The sequence below is a fragment of the Microbacterium sp. NPDC079356 genome (assembly GCF_049545465.1).
Classification (GTDB): Bacteria; Actinomycetota; Actinomycetes; order Actinomycetales; family Microbacteriaceae; genus Microbacterium; species Microbacterium gawkjiense.
The window spans coordinates 586,640-608,954 of sequence record NZ_JBMWDN010000001.1 but is presented as its reverse complement, the minus strand read 5'-3'; the positions used below and the strand labels follow the sequence as shown (position 1 = coordinate 608,954).

Here is a 22,315-nt window from a genome sequence, read left to right as displayed (position 1 = left end):
TACGCCCGTGAGCCGTGAAAGACATGGCCACGTCATGGAAGGAAGATTTCGTGGCAACGAAGTCCCAGGACCGCCGCAAGGTGCGCCTCTCGCGCGCCCTCGGCGTCGCACTGACCCCCAAGGCCGCCCGCTACCTCGAGAAGCGTCCCTACGCTCCCGGTGAGCACGGCCGCACCAAGCGCAAGCAGGACAGCGACTACGCCGTCCGTCTCCGCGAGAAGCAGCGTCTGCGCGAGCAGTACGGCATCCGCGAGAAGCAGATGCGCAACACGTTCAACGAGGCCCGCCGCACCGAAGGGCTGACCGGTGAGAACCTCGTCGAGCTCCTCGAGATGCGTCTCGACTCGCTCGTGCTGCGTGCCGGCTTCGCCCGCACCACCGCACAGGCTCGCCAGCTCGTCGTGCACCGTCACATCCTCGTCGACGGCCAGCTCGTCGACCGCCCGTCCTTCCGCGTGAAGCCGGGCCAGACGATCCACGTCAAGCCCAAGAGCGAGGCTCTCGAGCCGTTCCAGGTCGCAGCAGCCGGCGGTCACGCCGAGGTCCTGCCTCCGGTTCCCGGCTACCTCTCGGTCGAGCTCGACAAGCTCCAGGCACGTCTCGAGCGTCGCCCGAAGCGCGCCGAGGTCCCCGTGACCTGTGAAGTCCAGCTCGTCGTCGAGTACTACGCCGCGCGCTGAGCGAAGCTCATCACCGCCAGAAGGGGCGTCGGGTTCACCCGGCGCCCCTTCTGCTTTGCACCTAACATGGATCCCATGAAGAGCGTCCTCTGGTTCCTGCTGGGCATCGCCGGTGGCTTCGTCGTCGCGCACCTGGTCAACAAGGACCCCCGAGGTCAGGAGCTGCTCTCCGAGGTCGATCTCCGGATCTCCGAGTTCACCGACCGGATGGCCGACGCCTACCGGGCGCAGGAAGCGAAGATCGACGGCATCGTCGCCGACGCGAAGGACCTCGCCGCCGACGTCGCCGCCGCCGGCCGCTCGGCCGCAGCGAAGCTCGACGACTGACCACCCCCACATCTCCCGGTCGCCTCCTCGCGGATGCGACCGATCCCGCCTGCAGTTGAGGACACACGATGAAGACCGCTGAGATCGCCCGGCGCTACCTGGACTACTTCGAGAAGAAGGGGCACACGATCGTGCCCTCGGCATCCCTCGTCAGCGACGACCCGGCGCTACTGTTCACGGTGGCGGGCATGGTCCCCTTCATCCCGTACCTGTCCGGCGACGTGCCCGCGCCCTACAAGCGCGCCGCCGACAACCAGAAGTGCATCCGCACGAACGACATCGAAGAGGTCGGCAAGACCCCTCGCCACGGCACCTTCTTCCAGATGCTCGGCAACTGGTCGTTCGGCGACTACTTCAAGGAAGGCGCGATCCGCTACGCCTGGGAGCTGCTCACGACGTCCGAGGAGGAGGGCGGCCTGGGCTTCGACCCGAAGGATCTGTGGGTCACCGTCTACGAGGAGGATGACGAGGCGATCAAGCTCTGGCTCGAGCACTCCACGCTGCCCGAGGAGCGCATCCAACGACTCGGCAAGGACACCAACTACTGGACGACCGGCCTTCCCGGCCCGGCCGGCCCGTGCTCGGAGATCTTCTTCGACCGCGGCCCGGCCTACGGCGTCGACGGTGGTCCCGCGACCGACGACGACCGGTACGTGGAGATCTGGAACCTCGTCTTCATGCAGTACGAGATCACGAACGTCCGCTCGAAGTACGAGTTCGACATCGTGGGCGACCTCCCGGCGCAGAACATCGACACCGGCATGGGCCTCGAGCGGGTCGCCTTCATCAAGCAGGGCGTCGACAACATGTACGAGACGGACCAGGTGCGTCCCGTCCTCGACAAGGCCGTCGAGCTGTCGGGTAAGCGCTACGGCGAGAACCACGACGACGACGTGCGCTTCCGCGTGGTGGCCGACCACATCCGGTCCTCGCTCATGCTGCTCTCGGACGGGGTGACACCCGCCAACGACGGCCGCGGCTACATCCTGCGCCGTCTGATGCGCCGCGCCATCCGTTCGATGCGCCTGCTCGGCGTCGACGGTCCGACGTTCGCCGAGCTGTTCGCCGTCTCCCGCGACGCCATGAAGGAGTCGTACCCGATCGTCGAGACCGACTACGCGCGGCTGTCGCAGTACGCCCTCGCGGAGGAGGCGACGTTCCTCCGGACCCTGGCGAGCGGTTCTGAGATCCTCGACACCTCGATCGAGTCCGCGAAGTCGTCCCAGTCGACGTCGCTCAGTGGCTCCCAGGCGTTCCTGCTGCACGACACCTACGGCTTCCCGATCGACCTCACCCTCGAGATCGCCGAGGAGGCCGGACTCACGGTCGACCGCTCCGGCTTCGACGCCCTCATGAAGGAGCAGCGCGAGCGCGCGAAGGCCGATGCGCGCTCCCGCAAGGGCCAGCTGGCCGACACGAGCGTCTACCGCGACTTCCGCGCGCTGGGCGAGACGGTCTTCACGGGGTACACCGACCTCGAGACCGAGTCCCGCGTGCTCGGCATCCTCGTCGGCGGCGCACCCGCCGACCGTGCCTCTCAGGGCCAGATCGCCGAGGTGATCCTCGCGGAGACCGCGCTCTACGCCGAGTCCGGCGGCCAGGTCGCCGACAAGGGCGTCATCGTCGGCCCGGGCTACGAGCTCGAGGTCCTCGACGTGCAGAAGCCCGTGCCGGGACTGGTCAGTCACACCGTCGAGGTGACGACGGGCGAGGTCGCCGTCGGTCACGCTGCGACGACGGTGGTGGATGCCGCCAACCGCCGCGCGGCCGCGCAGGCGCACTCGGCGACCCACCTCGTCCACGCCGCGCTCCGCGACACCCTCGGCAAGGGGGCGACGCAGGCGGGCTCGCTCAACCGCGCCGGTTACCTGCGTTTCGACTTCTCGTGGGGTCAGGCGCTCTCTCCCGAGACCCGCAGCGAGATCGAGGAGATCGCCAACAACGCGGTCCGCGACGACCTCGAGGTCACGACGCGCGTCCTCTCGCTCGACGAGGCCAAGTCGGCCGGCGCGATGGCGCTGTTCGGCGAGAAGTACGGCGACCGTGTGCGCATGGTCGACATCGGCGGACCCTGGTCGCGTGAGCTGTGCGCCGGGACGCACGTGTCCTCGAGCGCGCAGATCGGTCTCATCAACCTGGTGGGGGAGTCCTCCGTCGGTGCGTCGAACCGTCGTGTCGAGGCTCTCGTGGGTCAGGACGCCTTCCGCGAGCTCGCCGCCGAGCGCGCGATCGTGTCGCAGCTCACGTCGGGGCTGAAGATCCCCCGCGACCAGTTGCCCGCGCGCATCGCGGAACTGCAGGCGAGCCTCAAGGCGGCGGAGAAGAAGATCGCCCAGTTCGAGGCCAAGGCCCTCGGCGAGCGCGTCCCGACGCTTGCGGCATCCGCTGTCCGCGCCGGTGCGCACAGCGTCGTCGCCCAGTCCGTCGGCACCGTCGGGTCCGCCGACGACCTGCGCTCGCTCGCCCTGCAGGTGCGCGAGCGCCTCGGCACCGACGCGGCCGTCGTCGCGCTCGGCGGCGAGGTCGGCGGGCGCCCCGTCGTCATCATCGCCACGAACGAGGCGGCCCGCGCCGCGGGCGCCAAGGCGGGCCTGCTCGCGCGTTCCGCGGCGGGTGTGCTCGGCGGCGGCGGCGGTGGACGCGACGACGTCGCGCAGGGCGGCGGGACGGATGCCTCGGCACTGCCGGCGGCGCTGCAGGGCATCGTGTCGGTGCTGGGGAGCGCTGCCGCGTGAGCGGGTTCCGCCGCGGGGTGCGCCTCGGGATCGACGTCGGGCGCGCCCGTGTCGGCGTGGCGCGGTGCGACCCCGACGGCCTGCTCGCCGTTCCGGTCGAGACGGTGCCGCGTGCGGAGACCTCGGTCGCCCGCATCGTCGAGATCGCCCGCGAGTACGACGCGATGGAGGTGCTGGTCGGTCTGCCGATCAGTCTCGGGGGAGCGGAGACCGCCTCGACGACCGACGCCCGCGAGTTCGCGATCGCTCTGGATGCCGCGGTGGAGGTGCCCGTGCGCCTCGTCGACGAGCGCCTGAGCACCGTGTCGGCCAACGCCGTCCTCCGGCAGAACGGGCGTTCGCAGAAGTCATCTCGTAGGATTGTCGACCAGATCGCCGCGGTCGTCCTCCTCCAGCAGGCGATCGACGTCGAGAAGAGCACCGGTAACCCGGCCGGTGCGGCGCTGTAGGAAGACGCAGGAGTCCACCGATGCCCGAGACGCCTTCGCGCGACGACCATTCCGGCGCCCCCGCGGACGAGACCGCGACCACCGGCGCCCCCGTGTCCCGGCGCGCCGCGCGTCAGGCTCAGCAGGGCGCGAGCGGTGACGCACCGACGGGTGCTCCCGCCCCGACGCGGCCGCAGACGACGCCGCGCGCATCCGTCTCCTCGACGGCACCGATCGACGCCCTCTTCGAGGAGAAGGGGCTGGCCGCACCCTCCAGCTCCACGAAGCGACACGATCGTGACCGACGGAAGAGCCGCGTCGCCGCCTGGGGGGTCTTCGCGATCGTCCTCGCGATCCTCGGCGGTCTCGTCGCCGGCGGCTTCTACGTCTGGAACACCTACGAGGACCAGATCCGCGCCGTCATGGGCTGGGAGGAACCCAAGGACTACGACGCGGGTCTCGCCGAGGGCGAGGCGAGCGTCACGATCCTCTCGGGTCAGACGGGCGCCGACATCTCGCGCGCCCTGTTCGACGCGGGTGTCACAAAGACCTCGGACGCGTTCTACTCGTACCTGATCGACAGCGGCGAGGACCCGAACGTCCTGAAGCCCGGCGTCTACTCGCTGCAGCAGAAGATGACCTCGGAGGCGGCGTTCACGGCGCTCCTCGATCCCGCGAACAAGCAGGAGTACACCGCGCAGCTGCGTGAGGGCCTCACCGTCGCGCAGTCCGTCCCGCGCATCGCGGAGGGCATCGGCCTGCCGGTGGAGGAGGTCGAGGCCGCCGTGAAGGATCCGGCCGCCTACGGTGTCAAGGCGCAGAGCCTCGAGGGCTGGCTGTTCCCGGCGACCTACACCTTCGACCCCGACGTCACGGCGACGCAGGTGATCCAGGCGATGGTCGACCGGACGGTGACAGCCCTCGACGATGCCGGCGTCCCGGCCGACCAGCGGGAGCGCATCCTCACCGTCGCCTCGATCATCGAGAAGGAAGCCCGCTACGAGGACGACTTCTACAAGGTCTCGCGCGTCATCGAGAATCGGCTTGACCCGTCGATCAGCGACACGAATGGCAAGCTGCAGATGGATTCGACCGCGCAGTACCCCTTCGCCGATCGGGAGGGTGGCACGAGCTCGCGCGCGGAGGAGCTCGAGGACGACAACCCGTGGAACACCTACGTCAACCCCGGCCTGCCGGTGACGCCCATCGCCAACCCCGGTGAACTCGCCATCAAGGCGGCGCTGGAGCCTGCCGAAGGGCCGTGGCAGTACTTCGTCACCGTCAACCTCGACACCGGCGAGACCGTGTTCTCCGCGACCTTCGCCGAGCACGAGAAGGCCGTCGCGCAGTACCAGAAGTGGTGCCGGGACAACCCCGACGGAGGCTGCTCCTGATGCCGGTCGCCCTGGAGGTCTGGGGCGATCCGATCGAGCACAGCCTGTCGCCGGCGATGCACACGGCCGCCTACGCGCTGCTGGGGTGGGACTGGACCTACGGTCGGCGGCGGGTCGACGAGGCCTCCTTCGCCGATGAGCTCGCCTCGCTCGGCCCCGAGCACCGCGGGCTCTCGCTCACGATGCCCCTCAAGCACGTCGCCTACGCCGCCGCCGGGCAGCACGACGCCCGCGCGGCACTGACCGGCGCGGCGAACACGCTCGTCCGGTCCGGCTCCGGGTGGCATGCCTTCAACACGGATGCCGGGGGCATCGTCGCCGCGTTGGCGGAGGCCGGTGTCGTCGCCGCCGACCGCGCACGCATCGTCGGTGCGGGGGCGACGGCATCCGCTGCGCTCGTCGCGCTGTCGGAGATCGGCGTGCGGCAGGTGTGGATCGCGGCACGCCGTCCCGCCGCGGCCGCCTCGCTGCAGGACCTGGCGGAGCGGCTCCGGCTCCGCGTCGACGCGGTGCCGCTCGACTCGGCGACTCACGCGTCCGTGGACGTCACGATCGCGACGCTCCCCGGCGGTGTCTCGGTGGACGGGTCCGTCGCGGATCGTCTCGCCGCTGCCGGCGGCGCACTCCTCGACGTCGTCTACGGCCACTGGCCGACGGACCTGTCGCGGGCGTGGGACCGCATCGGCGCGCCCGCGCAGGGCGGGGCGGGGATGCTGCTGCATCAGGCCGTGCTGCAGATCCGCGCGTTCGCCTCGGGGGGCGTCGATCAGCCGCTGCCGCGCGAGGACGAGGTGGTGGCCGTCATGCGCCGCGCGCTCGTGGGAGACTAGGGCAATGCTCCGCGTGCTCACCGCCGGCGAATCCCACGGCCCCGAACTCGTCGCCATCATGGAGGGTCTGCCCTCCGGCGTGCCCGTCTCGCTCGACGCGATCCGCGCCGACCTCGCCCGCCGCAAGCTCGGCTACGGACGCGGGTCGCGGATGAAGTTCGAGGAGGACGAGCTGAACCTCTCCGGAGGCGTGCGGCACGGCCTCTCGCTGGGCAGCCCGATCGCCCTGCGCATCGGCAACACCGAGTGGCCGAAGTGGGTCGAGGTCATGAACCCGGAGCCGGTCGAGATGACCGAGCGCTCGCGCGGGCGCGGCGCCGCTCTGACGCGCCCCCGTCCCGGCCACGCCGACCTCGTCGGCATGCAGAAGTACGACTTCGACGAGGCCCGCCCGATCCTCGAGCGCGCCAGCGCCCGCGAGACCGCGGCGCGCGTCGCGCTCGGCGCGATCGCCCGCGGCTTCCTCTCCGAACTCGGCATCCGCCTCGTCAGCCACACCCTGTCGATCGGTCCCGTGCAGGTGCCCGAGGGCTCCGCGCTCCCCGGTCCGGACGACGTCGCGACCCTCGACGCCGATCCGCTGCGCTGCTTCGACCCGCAGACCTCCGAGCGCATGGTCGCAGAGGTTGATGCCGCCAAGAAGGACGGCGACACCCTCGGCGGCATCGTCGAGGTGCTCGCCTACGGACTGCCCCCGGGCCTCGGCTCCCACGTGCACTGGGATCGCCGCCTCGACGGCAAGCTCGCCCAGGCGCTCATGAGCATCCAGGCGATCAAGGGCGTCGAGGTCGGCGACGGGTTCGAGACCACGCGCCGCCGCGGATCCGCGGCCCACGACGAGCTCTTCGCAACGGCGGACGGCATCACCCGCGCGTCCGACCGCGCCGGCGGCACCGAGGGCGGCATGTCGACGGGCACCGTCCTGCGCGTCCGCGCGGGCATGAAGCCGATCGCGACGATCCCGCACGCGCTGCGCACCGTTGACGTCGCCACCGGCGACACCGCAGCCGCGCACCACCAGCGCTCGGACGTCTGCGCGGTCCCCGCGGCCGGCGTCGTCGCCGAGGCGATGGTCGCGATCGTCCTGGCCGACGTCGTCCTCGAGAAGTTCGGCGGTGACAGCGTGCGCGAGACGCGGCGGAACCTCGAGACCTACCTCGCGGCGATCCCCGAGACGCTGAAGACGACCCCTGCGTCAGAGGCGGCGCTGCTCGCGCATGACCTCGCCTGAGCGCCAGGCGATCGTCCTCATCGGCCCCATGGGGGCCGGCAAGACGAGCGTCGGCAAGCGCGTCGCGAAGCGATTGGGCCGCAGCTTCACCGACACCGACGCCGCGATCGTCCGTCAGCACGGCCCGATCGCCGAGATCTTCGCGACGCGCGGCGAGGGTCACTTCCGCGCTCTCGAGCGCGACGCCGTCGCGGCGGCGCTCGAGGCCGGGGGCGTCGTGTCGCTCGGCGGGGGCGCGGTGCTCGACGAGACCACCCGGCAGCGGCTGCAGGCGCACCGGGTCGCCCTCCTGACGGTCGCACCGCGCGTCGTCGCGCGTCGGCTCGGCGAGGCGGCGACCCGCCCCCTGCTCGCCGCGGGCGACGAGACCCCGATCGCCCGCTGGGAGCGCATCTACGCCGAGCGGCGTCCCGTCTACGAGGCTGTCGCCGATGCGACCTTCGACACCTCGTCGGGCCCGCTCGAGAACATCGTGACCGCCATCGCGGAGTGGGCAGCCCCCTCCGCCGACCCTTCCGGAGCACACGAATGAGCCACACCACCATCAGCGTCACGGGAGCGACGCCGTACGACATCCACGTCGGACGCGGGCTCCTCGCCGGTGTCCGCGAGCACCTCGCGCCCACGGTGAAGAAGGTGCTCGTCGTGCACACGCCGCGGCTCGGCGCGAAGGCCGCCGACCTGCGTGAGACGCTCCTCGCCGACGGCACCCTCGAGGTCCTGACCGCCGAGGTGCCCGACGCCGAGGACGGCAAGCGCATCGAGGTGGCCGCCTTCTGCTGGCAGGTCATGGGCCAGGCTGACTTCACCCGCTCGGACGCGGTCATCGGCTTCGGCGGCGGCGCGGTCACCGATCTCGCCGGGTTCGTCGCGGCATCCTGGCTGCGCGGCGTGCAGATCGTGCAGATCCCGACCACCGTCCTCGGCATGGTGGACGCCGCCGTCGGCGGCAAGACCGGGGTCAACACGGCTGAGGGGAAGAACCTCGTCGGCGCCTTCTGGGCGCCGCGGTCGGTGATCTGCGACCTCGACGTGCTCGACACCCTGCCCCGCAACGAGACCGTGGCGGGCTTCGCGGAGGTGGTCAAGGCGGGCTTCATCTGGTTCCCCGAGATCCTCGACATCGTCGAGCGTGACCCGGAGGCCGCGGTCGACCCGACGACCGCGGAGTTCCGCCGCTGCATCGAGCTTGCCATCGAGATGAAGGCGCGGGTGGTGAGCGAGGACTTCCGCGAGGCGGGCCTGCGCGAGATCCTCAACTACGGCCACACGCTCGGACACGCCATCGAGCACGCCGAGCGCTACCGCTGGCGCCACGGCGCCGCCATCTCGATCGGCATGATGTACGCCGCGGAGCTCTCGCGCCTCGCCGGCCGCCTCTCCGACGAGGACGTCGCCCGGCACCGCCGCATCTTCGATCTGCTCGGGCTCCCCGTGAGCTACCGCATGGACGGGTGGCAGCACCTGCTCGGCGTCATGCAGCGCGACAAGAAAGCACGCGGCGGGATGCTGCGCTTCATCGTCCTCGACGCGATCGGCAAGCCGACGGTCATGCAGGCGCCCGACGAGTCGATCCTGTTCGCGGCGTACCAGGAGGTCGCGGGGTGACGGATGCCGTCGTCCGGCGGGTGCGCCTGCAGGAGTGGCGGCAGGCCCGGGATCTGCGTCTGAGGGCGCTGCGGGACCCGGTGGCATCGATCGCCTTCCTCTCCACCGCCGAGGAGGCGCTCGCCCAGGCCGACGACTTCTGGCAGCAGCGCACCGCGGATGCCGCGATGGGCGAAGACGCCGCGCAGTTCGTCGCCGTCGCGGGGGAGCGGTGGGTGGGCTCGGTGACCGTGCTGCTGCGCGCGGCGGGCTCGACCGACACCCTCGGCCGGACCGTCGACGCACCCCAGGCCGACCTCGTCGGGGTCTTCGTCGACGCCGATCACCGCGGCCGCGGCATCCTCGACGCACTCGTGGAGGCGGCCGCCACGTGGGCGGAGGAAGCGGGCGCGAGCGGACTGACGCTCGACGTCCACACCGACAACGCGCGGGCGCAGGCGGCCTACCGCCGGCTCGGGTTCACGCCGACGGGGCTCGGTGTCGACACCGCAGCGGGGTACGAGATCCAGATGCACCGGGCCGCCCGATAGGGTGCTGACGTGTCGACCCGCCGCCTCCTGCTCGTCAACGGACCGAACCTGAACCTGCTCGGCATCCGCGAACCCGAGGTCTACGGCACCGAGACGCTCGCCGACGTCGAATCCCTGGTCGCAAGGACCGCGGCGGAGTCCGGCTACGAGGTGCGCGCCGTGCAGAGCAACCACGAAGGTGTCCTGATCGACGCGATCCACGCGGCACGCACCGACTGCGCCGGCATCGTCATCAACCCCGGGGGACTGACGCACACCTCCGTCGTCCTGCGCGACGCCCTCGCGGGTGTCGCCCTGCCCGTCGCCGAGGTGCACATCTCCGACGTGATGGCGCGCGAGGCGTTCCGCCACCACTCCTACGTCGCCGACGTCGCGGTGGTCCACGTCGTCGGTCGCGGGGTGGCGGGGTACGCCGAGGCGACCCGCGCGTTGCTCGCCCGGCTCGCGGACTGACCCGTTCCCGGGGCGGATGCCGCGGCATCCCGTAGAATCGATCGTCGGCCGCTCCGGCCCCCGAACTCATCGAACGGAAAACCGCACTCTCATGGCATCCACTGCAGACATCAAGAACGGCGTCGTCCTGTCCATCGACGGACAGCTCTGGAACGTCGTCGAGTTCCAGCACGTGAAGCCGGGCAAGGGCGGCGCCTTCGTCCGCACCAAGCTCAAGAACGTCGTCTCGGGCAAGGTCGTCGACCGCACATACAACGCGGGCGCGAAGATCGAGATCGAGAACGTCGACCGCCGCGACTTCACCTACCTCTACAACGACGGTGACAGCTACGTCTTCATGGACGTGTCGGACTACGACCAGCTGAGCGTGTCCTCGACGGTCGTCGGTGACGCCGCGAACTACCTGCTCGAGAACCAGCAGGTCCAGATCGCGCTGAACAACGGCAACCCGCTGTACGTCGAGATGCCCGCGTCGGTCGTTCTCGAGATCACCTACACCGAGCCGGGCCTGCAGGGCGACCGTTCGTCGGCCGGCACGAAGCCCGCCACCCTCGAGACCGGCTACGAGATCCAGGTCCCGCTCTTCGTCGAGCAGGGCACGAAGGTCAAGGTCGACACGCGCACCGGGGACTACCTCGGCCGCGTGAGCTGACCCGTCGATGAGCGCACGCAGTAAGGCGCGCAAGCGCGCCCTCGACATCCTGTACCAGGCCGACGTCCGCGGCGACGAGCTCGCCGTGACCCTCGCCGCCGAGGCGAAGCGCGCCGCGAGCGAGCCCGCCCGCGAGGCGTCGTGGCTCTACGCGCGCGAGATCGTCGACGGCGTCATCGACACGCAGAGCGAGATCGACGAGCAGATCGTCACCCACGCCCGCGATTGGAAGCTCGAGCGGATGCCGGCGGTCGACCGCGCGATCCTTCGCATCGGCGTGTGGGAGATCCTCCACAACGCCGACGTGCCCACGGCCGTCGCGATCGACGAGGCCGTCGAGCTCGCGAAGGAGTTCTCGACCGACGACTCCGGCTCGTTCGTGCACGGCGTGCTCGCCCGCATCGCGCGGAGCTGACCCCCGGCCGCCGGCGGGCGCGTTCGCTGCGCTCGAGCGGAGATCCGCCTTCGCGAGGACGTTTGCGGCGGCATCCGTCCGAGGGAACGCAGATCTCCGCCGGACGGAAGCCCGGTCATGCGAGGTGGAGGACCTGCGCCAGCGCCCGGAGGATCCGATCCTGGACGTCGGGCCACCGGTCCACGACGTCGGCGTACCCGACACGGACCACGGTGTAGCCGTGCAGGGCGAGGAGGGTGTCGTGCGCGTTGTCGGCATCGCGTTGTGCTCCGACGTGATGGCCTCCGTCGATCTGCAGCACGAGCCTGGCCCCGATGAGGAAGTCGACCCGGTGACCGTGCAGGTACACCTGGGGGTGGACGGTGGCCGGAATCCAGCGGAGACGGACCGAGACGAAGGTCTCGAGGCCGGAATCGAGGTGAGCACAGGCATCCTCGAGCACGCGCCGCGCGGCCGGACGGAGGGCGTAGCGTCGCATGACCGCCGCGGACACCAGGCCCTGCCGCAGCGCGGAGTCCCAGACGGCGAGCGCCTGTTCGAACGGCCGGCACTCCGCGACGATCGCGAGGACGTTCTCGATGGGGTCCTCCAGCGCGCCCGGCACGCGTGCGATCAGCGGCGCGCTCCAGTGGACGCGCGCGCCGCGCGCAGAAACGGTTCCGGATGCCGGTGGCGCGCTCACGTGCGGCCGTGAGGAGTCGTCCAGCGTCCAGAGACCGAGCCGCCGCGCCTGCGTGACGCACGTCAGGACCACGCCCGCGCGTGCCGCGCTGTAGAGGAGGGGATCGGCTCCCTGCTCGGCGACCCAGCCGCGGCGCGGTCGTTCCAGGCCCGCCGTGCCCAGCGGACGATCGGGCCGCCATCCCTCCGCGCGAACGCAGATCTCAGCGTGCGGGGCGGAAGGCGGCGAGCTTCCCGACGCCGCGCCCGGCGCGGTGCACGAGGACCCCCGCCCCAACGCCGAGGACGAGGAAGCAGGCGACGAAGCTCGTGCTCACGAGGACGAGCCCGACCTCGGAGTCCGAGCCGTCGATGGGCAGCACGTCACCGAGGTCGCCGAGGGACATCCCGACGCCGAAGGCCACGCCGACGTAGGCGGGCAGACCGCAGACGAGCAGCGCGAGGTACGCGAGCGCGACCCACTCCGTCCGGAACACGGGGAACATGATCGCGGCGACGAGGACGGTCGCCGCCAGCGCGACCCCGACGAGCGGGAGGGCGACGGCGAGGGGCGTGAAGACGGGCTCACCGGCCGCCTCGGCGGCGACGGCGATCTGGCCGAGCGTCCGCCCCGGCACGGTCGACAGCGGTGTGAGGATCTGGGTGACGACGTACATCAGCTGCGCGTACAGAACGACGAGGACCGTCCCGGTCACCACGATGATCGTGCGTACAGGTGTCATGTCTTCCCCCGGAGTCATCCTGGCATGCCGAGCGGGCGCACCCCGTTAGACTGGTCGCACACAAGCAACCTTTAACACCGTCCTGTGAGGCGGAGAAGGGAGCGGCGGATGACTTCGCGCATCGTCTTGCACGACAGCGACATCGCCCGCGCACTCACGCGCATCTCTCACGAGATCCTCGAGTCGAACAAGGGCCCCGACGGGCTCGTGCTCCTCGGGATCCCCACCCGCGGCGTCACCCTCGCCGAGCGGATCGCGTCACTCATCGCCTCGTTCACCGGCGCCACCGTCCCGGTCGGCGCACTCGACGTGACCATGTATCGCGACGATCTGCACCGCAACCCGACCCGCACCCCGCGCCCGACGGAGATCCCCGCCGGCGGGATCGACGCCAAGACGGTCGTCCTCGTCGACGACGTGCTCTTCTCGGGGCGGTCCATTCGCGCGGCGCTCGACGCGCTGCAGGACATCGGCCGTCCCGCCGCCGTGCGGCTCGCGATCCTCGTCGACCGCGGTCACCGCGAACTGCCGATCCGGCCCGACTTCGTGGGCAAGAACCTGCCGAGCTCGCGCGACGAGCGCGTCAACGTCCGCCTCGCCGACGTCGACGGCGCCGAGGAGGTGACGATCGCGTCATGAGGCACCTGCTCGACACCCGTACGCTCGGCCGCGCCGACGCCCTCCGCATCCTCGACGTCGCCGAGGACATGCGCGACACGCAGTCGCGCGAGATCAAGAAGCTCCCGACACTCCGCGGCAAGACGGTCGTGAACCTCTTCTTCGAGGACTCGACCCGCACCCGCATCTCCTTCGAGGCGGCGGCCAAGCGGCTCTCCGCCGACGTCATCAACTTCTCCGCGAAGGGGTCGTCGGTCTCCAAGGGCGAGTCGCTCCAGGACACCGCCCAGACCCTGCAGGCGATGGGGGCCGACGCCGTCGTCATCCGCCACGGCGCCTCCGGTGCCCCCCACACGCTCGCGACGAGTGGATGGATCTCCGCCGGCGTCCTGAACGCGGGTGACGGGACCCACGAGCACCCGACGCAGGCGCTGCTCGACGCCTTCACGATCCGCAAGCGCTTCTTCGGCGACGACAGTCGGGGTCGCGACCTGTCGGGCCTGCACGTCGCGATCGTCGGCGACATCCTGCACTCACGCGTCGCCCGGTCGAACGTCTGGCTGCTCACGACCCTCGGGGCGCGCGTCACCCTCGTCGCGCCGCCGACCCTCGTCCCGCAGGACGTGACGGCGTGGCCGGTCACCGTCCTCTACGACCTCGATCAGGCCATCGCCGACGCCCCCGACGCGGTCATGATGCTCCGCATCCAGCTCGAGCGGATGAACGCCGCCTATTTCCCGACTGAGCGGGAGTATTCGCGGCGCTGGGGATTGGATGGCGCGCGGATGGCCGCCCTGCCGACCGATAGCATTGTCCTGCATCCCGGGCCCATGAACCGGGGTCTGGAGATCTCCGCCGACGCCGCCGATTCGCCACGCTCGACCGTTCTCGAACAGGTCGCGAACGGGGTGTCGGTGCGCATGGCGGCGCTCTACCTGCTCCTGGCGGGGGAGCAACCCACCCACGACGCACAGGAGGAGGCCCGATGACCGAGACCACCCTCATCCGCGGAGCGCGGATCGACGGCGGCATCGCCGCCGACATCCTGATCCGGGACGGTGTCATCGCCGAGCTGGGCTCCGGACTCAGCGCCGCCGGGGCGCGGACGGTGGATGCCGACGGCCTGATCGCGCTGCCGGGACTCGTCGATCTGCACACCCACCTCCGCGAGCCCGGTTACGAGGCGTCCGAGACGATCCTCACCGGATCGCGGGCGGCTGCCGCGGGCGGCTATACGACCGTCTTCGCGATGCCGAACACCTCACCCGTCGCCGACACGGCCGGCGTCGTCGAACAGGAGCTCGCCCTCGGCGAGGCCGCGGGCTACGTCCACGTGCAGCCGATCGGCGCCGTCACGGTCGGGCAGAAGGGGGAGCGGCTCGCCGAGCTCGGCGCCATGGCGTCGTCGCGTGCCCGCGTCCGCGTCTTCAGCGACGACGGCTTCTGCGTCTTCGACCCGCTCATCATGCGGCGCGCGCTGGAGTACGTGAAGTCCTTCGACGGCGTCGTCGCGCAGCACGCGCAGGACCCGCGGCTCACCGAGGGCGCGCAGATGAACGAGGGCACCGTCTCGGCGGAGCTCGGGCTGACCGGCTGGCCGGCGGTCGCCGAGGAGTCGATCATCGCCCGCGACGTGCTGCTGGCCCAGCACGTCGGATCGCGCCTGCACGTGTGCCACCTCTCCACCGCGGGATCGGTCGACCTCATCCGGTGGGCCAAGAAGCGCGGCATCCACGTGACCGCCGAGGTCACGCCCCACCACCTGCTGCTCACCGAGGAGCTCGTCCGCGGCTACGACCCGCGGTTCAAGGTGAACCCGCCGCTGCGGCGCGACGAGGACGTGATGGCCGTTCGCGAGGGTCTCGCCGACGGCACGATCGACATCGTCGCGACCGACCACGCGCCGCACCCCGCCGAGGCGAAGACGTGCGAGTGGCAGGCGGCGGCGAACGGCATGGTGGGGCTCGAATCGGCGCTCCGCGTCGTCCACGCCGCGATGATCGAGACCGGTCTGCTGGAGTGGGCCGACGTGGCGCGCGTCATGTCGACCGCTCCGGCCCGCATCGGCCGCCTCGCCGACGCCGGCGCGCCGCTCGCGGTCGGCGCCCCGGCATCCCTCACCCTCTACGACGCGCACCCGGTCCGCGTGTTCGGCACCGACGACCTGCGAGGCCGGAGCGTCAACTCGCCCTACCTCGGGCGGGAGCTGCCGGGCGAGGTGCGTGCGACGTTCTTCCGCGGGCGACAGACCGTGGCCGACGGCGTCGTCGTCGACGAGGTCGCCCCGTGAGCCGCGAGGCCGCCGGCCTCATCATGGCGGCGGTCGCGGCGCTCCTGATCCTCGCGGGCCTCATCGCGTGGCGACGACGATCCCGGCGGGATGCGGGTCTGACCGCTCCCGTCGGCGAGGCACCGGCCGGCGCCACGACGCGACTGCGGTCCGAGGGACTGTACGTCGCGACGACGCGCCACGACGAGCCGCTCGAGCGGCTCGCGATCCGCGGGCTCGCCTTCCGCTCGCGCGTCGACGTCACCGTCACCGACCGCGGCGTCGCGCTCGATCTGACCGGCCAGCCGCGGGTCTTCCTCGCGGCGGACCGCCTCGTCGACGCGGGACAGGCCACCGTCGCCATCGACCGGGTCGTCGAGCGCGACGGGCTCGTCCGGGTCGCGTGGACGACACCCGAGGGCACCCTCGTCGACAGCTACCTCCGCCCGCAGGACACCTCGGCCCGCTCGCTCGCCGACGCGATCGCCGGGATCCTCCCCGCCACCCCGACTCCCACCTCCCCCCAGCAGACTCCCGGAAGCGACGCATGAGCATTCAGAGATTCCAGGCTCCCGAACCCGCCGTCCTCGTCCTCGAAGACGGTTCCCGCCACCCCGGTCACGCCTACGGCGCGCGCGGCACCACCCTTGGCGAGGTCGTCTTCGCCACCGCGATGACCGGTTACCAGGAGACGATCACCGACCCGTCCTACGCGGGTCAGATCGTCCTGCAGACCGCGCCCCACATCGGCAACACCGGCATGAACGGCGAGGACCACGAGTCGCGCCGCATCTGGGTGTCGGGCTACGTCCTCCGCGACCCGTCGCGCATCGTCTCGAACTGGCGCGCCGACCACTCGCTCGAAGACGCCCTCGTCCGCGACGGCATCGTCGGGATCAGCGGCGTCGACACCCGCGCGGTGACGCGTGTGCTCCGTTCGGCCGGGTCCATGCGCGGCGGCGTCTTCTCGGGGGATGCCGCATCCCTCACCGACGACGAGCAGCTGCGCATCGTGCGCGAGGCGCCCGAGATGAGCGGGCAGAACCTGTCCGCCGACGTCTCGGTCGCCGCCGCCGAGGTGACCCGGGCGGTGGGCGAGAAGATCGGCAACCTCGCGATCCTCGACCTCGGCGTCAAGCAGGCCACCGTCAACAACCTCGCCGCCCGCGGGTTCGAGGTGCACGTCCTGCCGCAGTCGATCACGTTCGCCGACATCCAGGCGATCGACCCGGTGGCGGTCTTCTACTCGAACGGCCCCGGCGACCCCGCGGCATCCGACCGTCACGTCGCGCTGCTGCGCGAGGTGCTGGATGCGCGCCTGCCCTTCTTCGGCATCTGCTTCGGCAACCAGCTGTTCGGCCGCGCCCTCGGGTTCGGCACGTACAAGCTGCCCTTCGGGCACCGCGGCATCAACCAGCCCGTCCTCGACAAGACGACCGGTCGCGTCGAGATCACGGCGCACAACCACGGGTTCGCCGTCGACGCGCCCATCGAGGGCGTCATCGACAGCCCGAACGGCTACGGCCGCGTCGAGGTGAGCCACGTCGGTCTCAACGACAACGTGGTGGAGGGCCTGCGCGCCCTCGACCTCCCGGCGTTCAGCGTGCAGTACCACCCCGAGGCCGCCGCCGGCCCGCACGACGCCAACTACCTCTTCGACCGCTTCCGCGACCTCGTGATCGCCACTCAGGAGACGACCCAGAATGCCTAAGCGCGACGACATCAACAGCGTCCTCGTCATCGGATCGGGCCCGATCGTCATCGGTCAGGCCTGCGAGTTCGACTACTCCGGCACCCAGGCGTGCCGGGTCCTCCGCGAGGAGGGCGTGCGCGTCATCCTGGTGAACTCGAACCCGGCCACGATCATGACCGACCCCGACTTCGCCGACGCCACCTACGTCGAGCCGATCACCCCCGAGGTCATCGAGACGATCATCGCCAAGGAGAAGCCCGACGCGATCCTGCCGACCCTCGGCGGCCAGACGGCGCTCAACGCCGCGATGGCGCTGCACGACCGCGGCATCCTCGAGAAGTACGGCGTCGAGCTCATCGGCGCGAAGGTCGACGCCATCCGCAAGGGCGAGGACCGTCAGGTCTTCAAGGAGCTCGTCCTCGAGTCCGGCGCCGATGTCGCCCGCAGCGTCATCGCGCACACGATGGACGACTTGCTCGCCGGCGCCGCCGAGCTGGGCTACCCGCTCGTGGTCCGCCCCTCCTTCACGATGGGCGGGCTGGGCTCCGGCTTCGCGTACGACGAGGAGGACCTCCGCCGCATCGGCGGCGCGGGCCTGCGCGACTCTCCCACGACCGAGGTGCTCCTGGAAGAGTCGATCCTCGGATGGAAGGAGTACGAGCTCGAGCTCATGCGCGACACCGCCGACAACACGGTCGTCGTGTGCTCGATCGAGAACGTCGACCCTGTCGGCGTGCACACGGGCGACTCGATCACCGTGGCGCCGGCGCTGACGCTCACCGATCGCGAGTACCAGAAGCTCCGCGACATCGGCATCGACATCATCCGCGCCGTCGGCGTCGACACCGGCGGCTGCAACATCCAGTTCGCCGTCGACCCGCAGACCGGCCGCATCATCGTCATCGAGATGAACCCGCGTGTCTCCCGCTCGTCGGCCCTCGCCTCGAAGGCGACCGGCTTCCCGATCGCCAAGCTCGCCGCGAAGCTCGCGATCGGCTACCGGCTCGACGAGGTGCCCAACGACATCACGAAGGCAACGCCGGCGAGCTTCGAGCCGACGCTCGACTACGTCGTCGTCAAGGTGCCCCGGTTCAACTTCGAGAAGTTCCCCGCCGCCGACACGACGCTGACGACCACCATGAAGTCGGTGGGTGAGGCGATGGCGATCGGCCGCAACTACACGACCGCCCTGCAGAAGGCGCTGCGCTCCCTCGAGAAGCGCGGCTCGAGCTTCCACTGGGGCCCCGAGGAGCGCTCGGTGGAGGAGCTCCTCGAGATCGCGAAGACCCCGACCGACGGCCGGATCGTCGTGCTGCAGCAGGCGCTCCGCAAGGGCGCGACGCTCGAGCAGGCGTTCGAGGCCACGGCGATCGACCCGTGGTTCCTCGATCAGATGATCCTCATCAACGAGGTGGCCGAGTACATCCGCGAGGCCGACGAGCTGACCGAGGACGTCCTGCGCCTCGCGAAGGACCACGGCTTCAGCGATGCTCAGATCGCAGAACTCCGCGGCCTCGGCGAAGCGGAGGTGCGCGGCATCCGTCACGGCATCGGACTGCGCCCGGTCTACAAGACCGTCGACACGTGCGCGGGGGAGTTCCCCGCACTCACGCCGTACCACTACTCCTCGTACGACCGCGAGACCGAGGTCACGCCGAGCGAGGGCCGCAAGGTCGTCATCATCGGCTCGGGCCCGAACCGCATCGGCCAGGGCGTCGAGTTCGACTACTCATGCGTCCACGCGTCCTTCGCGCTGTCGGATGCCGGATTCGAGACCATCATGGTCAACTGCAACCCCGAGACGGTCTCGACCGACTACGACACGAGCGACCGGCTCTACTTCGAGCCGCTCACGCTCGAGGACGTCCTCGAGGTGCTGCACGCAGAGGCGCAGTCGGGCGAGATCGTCGGTGTCATCTGTCAGCTCGGCGGGCAGACGCCGCTGGGCCTCGCGAAGGGCATCGAGGCGGCCGGGTACACCATCCTCGGCACGAAGCCCGCCGCGATCGACATCGCCGAGGAGCGCGAGCAGTTCTCGCAGCTGCTCGACCGGGCGGGACTCATGGCGCCTCGCCACGGCACGGCCACCGACGAGGCGGGCGCCATCGCGATCGCCGAGGAGATCGGATACCCCGTCCTGGTGCGCCCGAGCTTCGTGCTCGGCGGGCGCGGCATGGAGATCGTCTACGACACCGAGAGCCTGCGCGACTACTTCGTCCGCATCGCCGACCAGGCGATCATCCGCGAGGACGCGCCGCTGCTCGTCGACCGCTTCCTCGACGACGCCGTGGAGATCGACGTCGACGCGCTCTTCGACGGCGAGCAGCTCTACATCGGCGGCGTCATGGAACACCTCGAGGAGGCCGGCATCCACTCCGGCGACTCGTCGTGCACCCTGCCGCCGATGTCGCTCGGACGCGGCGAGATCGACCGCGTGCGCACCGCGACCCACGCGATCGCCGAGGGGGTCGGGGTGCGGGGCCTGCTGAACGTGCAGTTCGCGGTCTCGGCCGGCGTTCTGTACGTCATCGAGGCCAACCCGCGCGCATCGCGCACCGTGCCGTTCGTGTCCAAGGCCCTCGGCATCCCGATGGCCAAGGCCGCCAGCCGCATCATGGCGGGCGCGTCGATCGCCGAGCTCATCGCCGAGGGTCTCCTGCCCGAGCAGGACGGCTCGCGGGTGCCGCTGGACGCTCCGGTCGCCGTCAAGGAGGCCGTGCTGCCGTTCAAGCGGTTCCGGACCGCAGACGGTCGCACCGTGGACTCGGTCCTCGGTCCCGAGATGCGCTCGACGGGCGAGGTCATGGGCATCGACCGGGACTTCCCGACGGCGTTCGCGAAGAGCCAGGCGGCCGCGTACGGTGGGATGCCGACCTCGGGCACCGTGTTCCTGTCGGTCGCCGACGACGACAAGCGCGCCGTGATCCTGCCCGCCCACCGGTTGCAGGAGCTCGGCTACACGCTCATCGCCACCGAGGGTACGGCCGAGATCCTGGCCCGCAACGGCATCCGGGTGGAGGTCGTCTCGAAGTACTCCGAGACGCAGGACTCGGGGGAGTCGAACGTCGTCGACCTCATCAACGCGGGCGAGATCGACATCGTCGTGAACACGCCCTCGGGCGGCATCGCCCGCGCCGACGGGTACGAGATCCGCGCCGCCGCCGTGGCCGCCGACAAGGCGCTGTTCACGACGATGGCCGTCCTCGGCGCCGCGGTATCCGCGATGCCGGTCCTCCGCGAGGGCTTCGCGGTCCGGAGCCTCCAGGAGTATGCCGCCGACCGGAAGGCGGCGGTGTGACCTCATTCGGTTCACGGCTGGCCGCGGCGGTCGACGCCCGCGGCCCGCTGTGCGTCGGGATCGACCCCCACGCGTCCCTCCTGGACGCGTGGGGGCTCCCGGCATCCGCTGCGGGTGTCCGCGAGTTCGGCCTGCGGGTGGTGGATGCCGCGCGCACCCGCGTCGGCGTCGTCAAGCCGCAGGTGGCGTTCTTCGAGCGGTACGGGTCGGCGGGGTTCGCCGCCCTCGAGGAGGTCATCGGCACGGCGCGCGCCGCGGGCCTCGTGGTGATCGCCGACGCCAAGCGCGGCGACATCGGCACGACGATGGACGGCTACGCCGAGGCGTGGCTGGCGGCCGGATCCCCGTTGGAGTCGGATGCCGTGACGGTCAGCCCGTACCTCGGCCCGGACTCCCTGCGCGGCACGATCGCGACCGCCGTGCGTGCGGGCAAGGGTGTCTACGTCCTCGCCGCCACGAGCAACCCCGAGGCGGCCGGCCTCCAGTCCGCCGAGGTCACGGCGGTCGATGCGGAGCGCGGCCAGACGGTGGCCGACTGGGTCGCCCAGCATGCCGGAGCCGCCAACGCCTCGGCCGTCGTCGGGGATGACAGGTTCGGGCCGGTGGGGTTCGTCGTCGGGGCTACAGTGGAACGCGCCGACCTCGGACTGTCGGATGCCTCGCTGCATCGCGCATCGATCCTCGCCCCGGGGTTCGGCGCGCAGGGTGCCCGCCTGCGCGACATCACCGAGCGGTTCGGTCCGCTCGCTCCGCAGGTGCTCGCCAGTGCGAGCCGCAGCATCCTCGGCGCGGGTCCCGACGGGATCGGCGCGGCCATCGACACCCACAACTCCGAACTCCAGGACGCACGACATGCCTGACTCCCGCACCCCTCCCGAGGTCGACCGCGCCGCCGCATCGCGACGCGCGGTGGCGGCGCGCCGCGAGCGCGCCGCGCTCAAGCGCGACGTCTCGACGCGCGTCATCAGCCCGCAGGACCTCCTGCGACGCGCGTGGGCCGAGCCCCAGTCCGCGGCGGCCGCCATGCGCGTGACCGAGTTCCTGACCGCGATCCCCGCCATCGGCGAGGGCAAGCGCGACCGGATCCTCGCCGACCTCCAGATCGCACCGGTGAAGAAGATCGGCGGTCTCGGCATCCGTCAGCGTCAGGTGCTGCAGGAGTACCTCGACCGCCGCCTGCCCGAGCCGCGGGCGCGCGCCGAGCGCAGCCGGCTGATCGTCCTGGCCGGCCCGACCGCGGTCGGCAAGGGCACCGTCGCCGCGCACATCAAGGAGCACCACCCCGAGATCCTGCTGTCCGTCTCGGCGACGACGCGGCCGCCGCGGCCGGGCGAAGTCGAGGGGGAGCACTACTTCTTCGTCGACGATGCCGAGTTCGACCGGATGGTGCGCGACGGCGAGCTCCTCGAGCACGCGACCGTCCACAACGCCTACCGGTACGGCACGCCGCGCCGTCCCATCGACGCCGCCCTTGCGGAGGGCCGTACGGTCCTCCTCGAGATCGACCTGCAGGGCGCGCGTCAGGTGCGCGCCGCGGCGCCGGACGCGACGCTCGTCTTCCTTCTGCCGCCGAGCTGGGACGAGCTCGTGAACCGCCTCGTGGGGCGGGGCACCGAGGGCGAGGAGGAGCGCGCACGGCGCCTGAAGACCGCCCGGGTCGAGCTGGCCTCGCAGGGCGAGTTCGACTACCGCGTCGTGAACGACGACGTCGCCCGGGCTGCCGCCGAAGTGGCGGACCTCGCCCGCTGACG

General features: G+C 71.0%; 23 protein-coding genes. 21 read left to right on the top strand and 2 right to left on the bottom strand.

Features of this window, described 5'->3' with window-relative positions; all coding sequences use genetic code 11:
* Nucleotides 1–50: 50 nt before the first annotated feature.
* From rpsD to nusB, 13 genes are all read left to right on the top strand, one after another.
* A complete protein-coding gene (rpsD, locus tag ACPEH0_RS03095) occupies nucleotides 51–680 on the top strand; it encodes a 30S ribosomal protein S4 (RefSeq protein WP_082886095.1) in 630 nt (209 codons plus the stop codon).
* 75 nt (nucleotides 681–755) lie between these two features.
* Nucleotides 756–1,007 (top strand): ATPase, encoded by a 252-nt coding sequence (locus tag ACPEH0_RS03090; RefSeq protein ID WP_217531957.1) that lies wholly within the window; start codon nucleotides 756–758, stop codon nucleotides 1,005–1,007.
* A 68-nt stretch (nucleotides 1,008–1,075) separates the two neighbouring features.
* Nucleotides 1,076–3,742, top strand: a complete 2,667-nt coding sequence (alaS, locus tag ACPEH0_RS03085) for an alanine--tRNA ligase (protein WP_366213042.1) — start codon at nucleotides 1,076–1,078, stop codon at nucleotides 3,740–3,742.
* Complete coding sequence (gene ruvX, locus ACPEH0_RS03080; protein WP_217531953.1) at nucleotides 3,739–4,191, top strand: Holliday junction resolvase RuvX; 453 nt, start codon at nucleotides 3,739–3,741, stop codon at nucleotides 4,189–4,191. The genes alaS and ruvX overlap by 4 nt, the downstream gene beginning before the upstream one ends.
* A gap of 20 nt (nucleotides 4,192–4,211) precedes the next feature.
* Entirely contained in the window at nucleotides 4,212–5,564 is a 1,353-nt protein-coding gene (gene mltG / locus ACPEH0_RS03075) for an endolytic transglycosylase MltG (protein WP_366213043.1), read from the top strand.
* Entirely contained in the window at nucleotides 5,564–6,394 is an 831-nt protein-coding gene (locus ACPEH0_RS03070) for a shikimate dehydrogenase family protein (RefSeq protein WP_366213044.1), read from the top strand. Before mltG ends, ACPEH0_RS03070 begins: the two co-directional genes overlap by 1 nt.
* 4 nt (nucleotides 6,395–6,398) lie before the next feature.
* Nucleotides 6,399–7,625: a chorismate synthase gene (gene aroC, locus ACPEH0_RS03065; RefSeq protein ID WP_311862066.1), complete on the top strand. Its 1,227-nt coding sequence runs from the start codon at nucleotides 6,399–6,401 to the stop codon at nucleotides 7,623–7,625.
* Nucleotides 7,612–8,157, top strand: a complete 546-nt coding sequence (locus ACPEH0_RS03060; RefSeq protein ID WP_217531945.1) for a shikimate kinase — start codon at nucleotides 7,612–7,614, stop codon at nucleotides 8,155–8,157. The genes aroC and ACPEH0_RS03060 overlap by 14 nt, the downstream gene beginning before the upstream one ends.
* Entirely contained in the window at nucleotides 8,154–9,233 is a 1,080-nt protein-coding gene (aroB, locus tag ACPEH0_RS03055) for a 3-dehydroquinate synthase (protein WP_064002082.1), read from the top strand. Before ACPEH0_RS03060 ends, aroB begins: the two co-directional genes overlap by 4 nt.
* Nucleotides 9,230–9,763, top strand: coding sequence for a GNAT family N-acetyltransferase (locus ACPEH0_RS03050; protein ID WP_366213045.1), 534 nt, complete (start codon nucleotides 9,230–9,232; stop codon nucleotides 9,761–9,763). The genes aroB and ACPEH0_RS03050 overlap by 4 nt, the downstream gene beginning before the upstream one ends.
* 9 nt (nucleotides 9,764–9,772) lie before the next feature.
* Nucleotides 9,773–10,216 carry a type II 3-dehydroquinate dehydratase gene (locus tag ACPEH0_RS03045; protein ID WP_217531941.1) on the top strand — a complete coding sequence of 148 codons (444 nt, stop codon included), beginning with the start codon at nucleotides 9,773–9,775 and terminating at the stop codon, nucleotides 10,214–10,216.
* Nucleotides 10,217–10,307: 91 nt separating this feature from the next.
* Nucleotides 10,308–10,868: an elongation factor P gene (efp, locus tag ACPEH0_RS03040; RefSeq protein WP_217531939.1), complete on the top strand. Its 561-nt coding sequence runs from the start codon at nucleotides 10,308–10,310 to the stop codon at nucleotides 10,866–10,868.
* Nucleotides 10,869–10,875: 7 nt separating this feature from the next.
* Nucleotides 10,876–11,283, top strand: a complete 408-nt coding sequence (gene nusB / locus ACPEH0_RS03035; RefSeq protein WP_366213046.1) for a transcription antitermination factor NusB — start codon at nucleotides 10,876–10,878, stop codon at nucleotides 11,281–11,283.
* A 115-nt stretch (nucleotides 11,284–11,398) separates the two neighbouring features.
* Here the strand turns inward: nusB and ACPEH0_RS03030 are convergent, their stop codons facing one another.
* Both ACPEH0_RS03030 and ACPEH0_RS03025 read right to left on the bottom strand, forming a co-directional pair.
* Nucleotides 11,399–12,037, bottom strand: a complete 639-nt coding sequence (locus ACPEH0_RS03030; protein ID WP_366213047.1) for an endonuclease domain-containing protein — start codon at nucleotides 12,035–12,037, stop codon at nucleotides 11,399–11,401.
* Nucleotides 12,038–12,167: 130 nt separating this feature from the next.
* The gene (locus ACPEH0_RS03025) at nucleotides 12,168–12,686 is read right to left on the bottom strand and encodes a hypothetical protein (protein ID WP_366213048.1); all 519 of its coding nucleotides are present in this window, start codon (nucleotides 12,684–12,686) and stop codon (nucleotides 12,168–12,170) included.
* Nucleotides 12,687–12,794: 108 nt separating this feature from the next.
* Between ACPEH0_RS03025 and pyrR the strand changes: the two genes are divergently transcribed.
* Genes pyrR through gmk form a run of 8 tightly spaced genes read left to right on the top strand, consistent with a single transcriptional unit; the run spans nucleotide 12,795 to nucleotide 22,313 of the window.
* Nucleotides 12,795–13,325, top strand: coding sequence for a bifunctional pyr operon transcriptional regulator/uracil phosphoribosyltransferase PyrR (gene pyrR / locus ACPEH0_RS03020; protein WP_217531933.1), 531 nt, complete (start codon nucleotides 12,795–12,797; stop codon nucleotides 13,323–13,325).
* Nucleotides 13,322–14,293: an aspartate carbamoyltransferase catalytic subunit gene (locus ACPEH0_RS03015; protein WP_366213050.1), complete on the top strand. Its 972-nt coding sequence runs from the start codon at nucleotides 13,322–13,324 to the stop codon at nucleotides 14,291–14,293. The genes pyrR and ACPEH0_RS03015 overlap by 4 nt, the downstream gene beginning before the upstream one ends.
* A complete protein-coding gene (locus ACPEH0_RS03010) occupies nucleotides 14,290–15,594 on the top strand; it encodes a dihydroorotase (protein ID WP_366213051.1) in 1,305 nt (434 codons plus the stop codon). The genes ACPEH0_RS03015 and ACPEH0_RS03010 overlap by 4 nt, the downstream gene beginning before the upstream one ends.
* Entirely contained in the window at nucleotides 15,591–16,124 is a 534-nt protein-coding gene (locus tag ACPEH0_RS03005; RefSeq protein WP_366213052.1) for a hypothetical protein, read from the top strand. The genes ACPEH0_RS03010 and ACPEH0_RS03005 overlap by 4 nt, the downstream gene beginning before the upstream one ends.
* Nucleotides 16,121–17,284: a glutamine-hydrolyzing carbamoyl-phosphate synthase small subunit gene (carA, locus tag ACPEH0_RS03000; protein ID WP_366213053.1), complete on the top strand. Its 1,164-nt coding sequence runs from the start codon at nucleotides 16,121–16,123 to the stop codon at nucleotides 17,282–17,284. The genes ACPEH0_RS03005 and carA overlap by 4 nt, the downstream gene beginning before the upstream one ends.
* On the top strand, nucleotides 17,277–20,564 hold the full coding sequence (gene carB / locus ACPEH0_RS02995; protein ID WP_366213054.1) for a carbamoyl-phosphate synthase large subunit: 3,288 nt from the start codon (nucleotides 17,277–17,279) through the stop codon (nucleotides 20,562–20,564). The genes carA and carB overlap by 8 nt, the downstream gene beginning before the upstream one ends.
* Entirely contained in the window at nucleotides 20,561–21,424 is an 864-nt protein-coding gene (gene pyrF / locus ACPEH0_RS02990; protein WP_366213055.1) for an orotidine-5'-phosphate decarboxylase, read from the top strand. The genes carB and pyrF overlap by 4 nt, the downstream gene beginning before the upstream one ends.
* A complete protein-coding gene (gmk, locus tag ACPEH0_RS02985) occupies nucleotides 21,417–22,313 on the top strand; it encodes a guanylate kinase (protein WP_064002068.1) in 897 nt (298 codons plus the stop codon). The genes pyrF and gmk overlap by 8 nt, the downstream gene beginning before the upstream one ends.
* Nucleotides 22,314–22,315 lie beyond the last annotated feature (2 nt).

What these genes read in the sequence shown, in the direction of transcription:
- nusB (WP_366213046.1), top strand. Translation starts at nt 10,876, where the DNA reads ATGAGCGCACGCAGTAAGGCGCGCAAGCGCGCCCTCGACATCCTGTAC.
- gmk (WP_064002068.1), top strand. Translation starts at nt 21,417, where the DNA reads ATGCCTGACTCCCGCACCCCTCCCGAGGTCGACCGCGCCGCCGCATCG.
- ACPEH0_RS03025 (WP_366213048.1), bottom strand. Translation starts at nt 12,686, where the DNA reads ATGACACCTGTACGCACGATCATCGTGGTGACCGGGACGGTCCTCGTC.
- ACPEH0_RS03060 (WP_217531945.1), top strand. Translation starts at nt 7,612, where the DNA reads ATGACCTCGCCTGAGCGCCAGGCGATCGTCCTCATCGGCCCCATGGGG.
- ACPEH0_RS03090 (WP_217531957.1), top strand. Translation starts at nt 756, where the DNA reads ATGAAGAGCGTCCTCTGGTTCCTGCTGGGCATCGCCGGTGGCTTCGTC.
- pyrR (WP_217531933.1), top strand. Translation starts at nt 12,795, where the DNA reads ATGACTTCGCGCATCGTCTTGCACGACAGCGACATCGCCCGCGCACTC.
- carB (WP_366213054.1), top strand. Translation starts at nt 17,277, where the DNA reads ATGCCTAAGCGCGACGACATCAACAGCGTCCTCGTCATCGGATCGGGC.
- aroB (WP_064002082.1), top strand. Translation starts at nt 8,154, where the DNA reads ATGAGCCACACCACCATCAGCGTCACGGGAGCGACGCCGTACGACATC.
- alaS (WP_366213042.1), top strand. Translation starts at nt 1,076, where the DNA reads ATGAAGACCGCTGAGATCGCCCGGCGCTACCTGGACTACTTCGAGAAG.
- aroC (WP_311862066.1), top strand. Translation starts at nt 6,399, where the DNA reads ATGCTCCGCGTGCTCACCGCCGGCGAATCCCACGGCCCCGAACTCGTC.
- ACPEH0_RS03010 (WP_366213051.1), top strand. Translation starts at nt 14,290, where the DNA reads ATGACCGAGACCACCCTCATCCGCGGAGCGCGGATCGACGGCGGCATC.
- carA (WP_366213053.1), top strand. Translation starts at nt 16,121, where the DNA reads ATGAGCATTCAGAGATTCCAGGCTCCCGAACCCGCCGTCCTCGTCCTC.
- efp (WP_217531939.1), top strand. Translation starts at nt 10,308, where the DNA reads ATGGCATCCACTGCAGACATCAAGAACGGCGTCGTCCTGTCCATCGAC.
- ACPEH0_RS03015 (WP_366213050.1), top strand. Translation starts at nt 13,322, where the DNA reads ATGAGGCACCTGCTCGACACCCGTACGCTCGGCCGCGCCGACGCCCTC.
- ACPEH0_RS03070 (WP_366213044.1), top strand. Translation starts at nt 5,564, where the DNA reads ATGCCGGTCGCCCTGGAGGTCTGGGGCGATCCGATCGAGCACAGCCTG.
- mltG (WP_366213043.1), top strand. Translation starts at nt 4,212, where the DNA reads ATGCCCGAGACGCCTTCGCGCGACGACCATTCCGGCGCCCCCGCGGAC.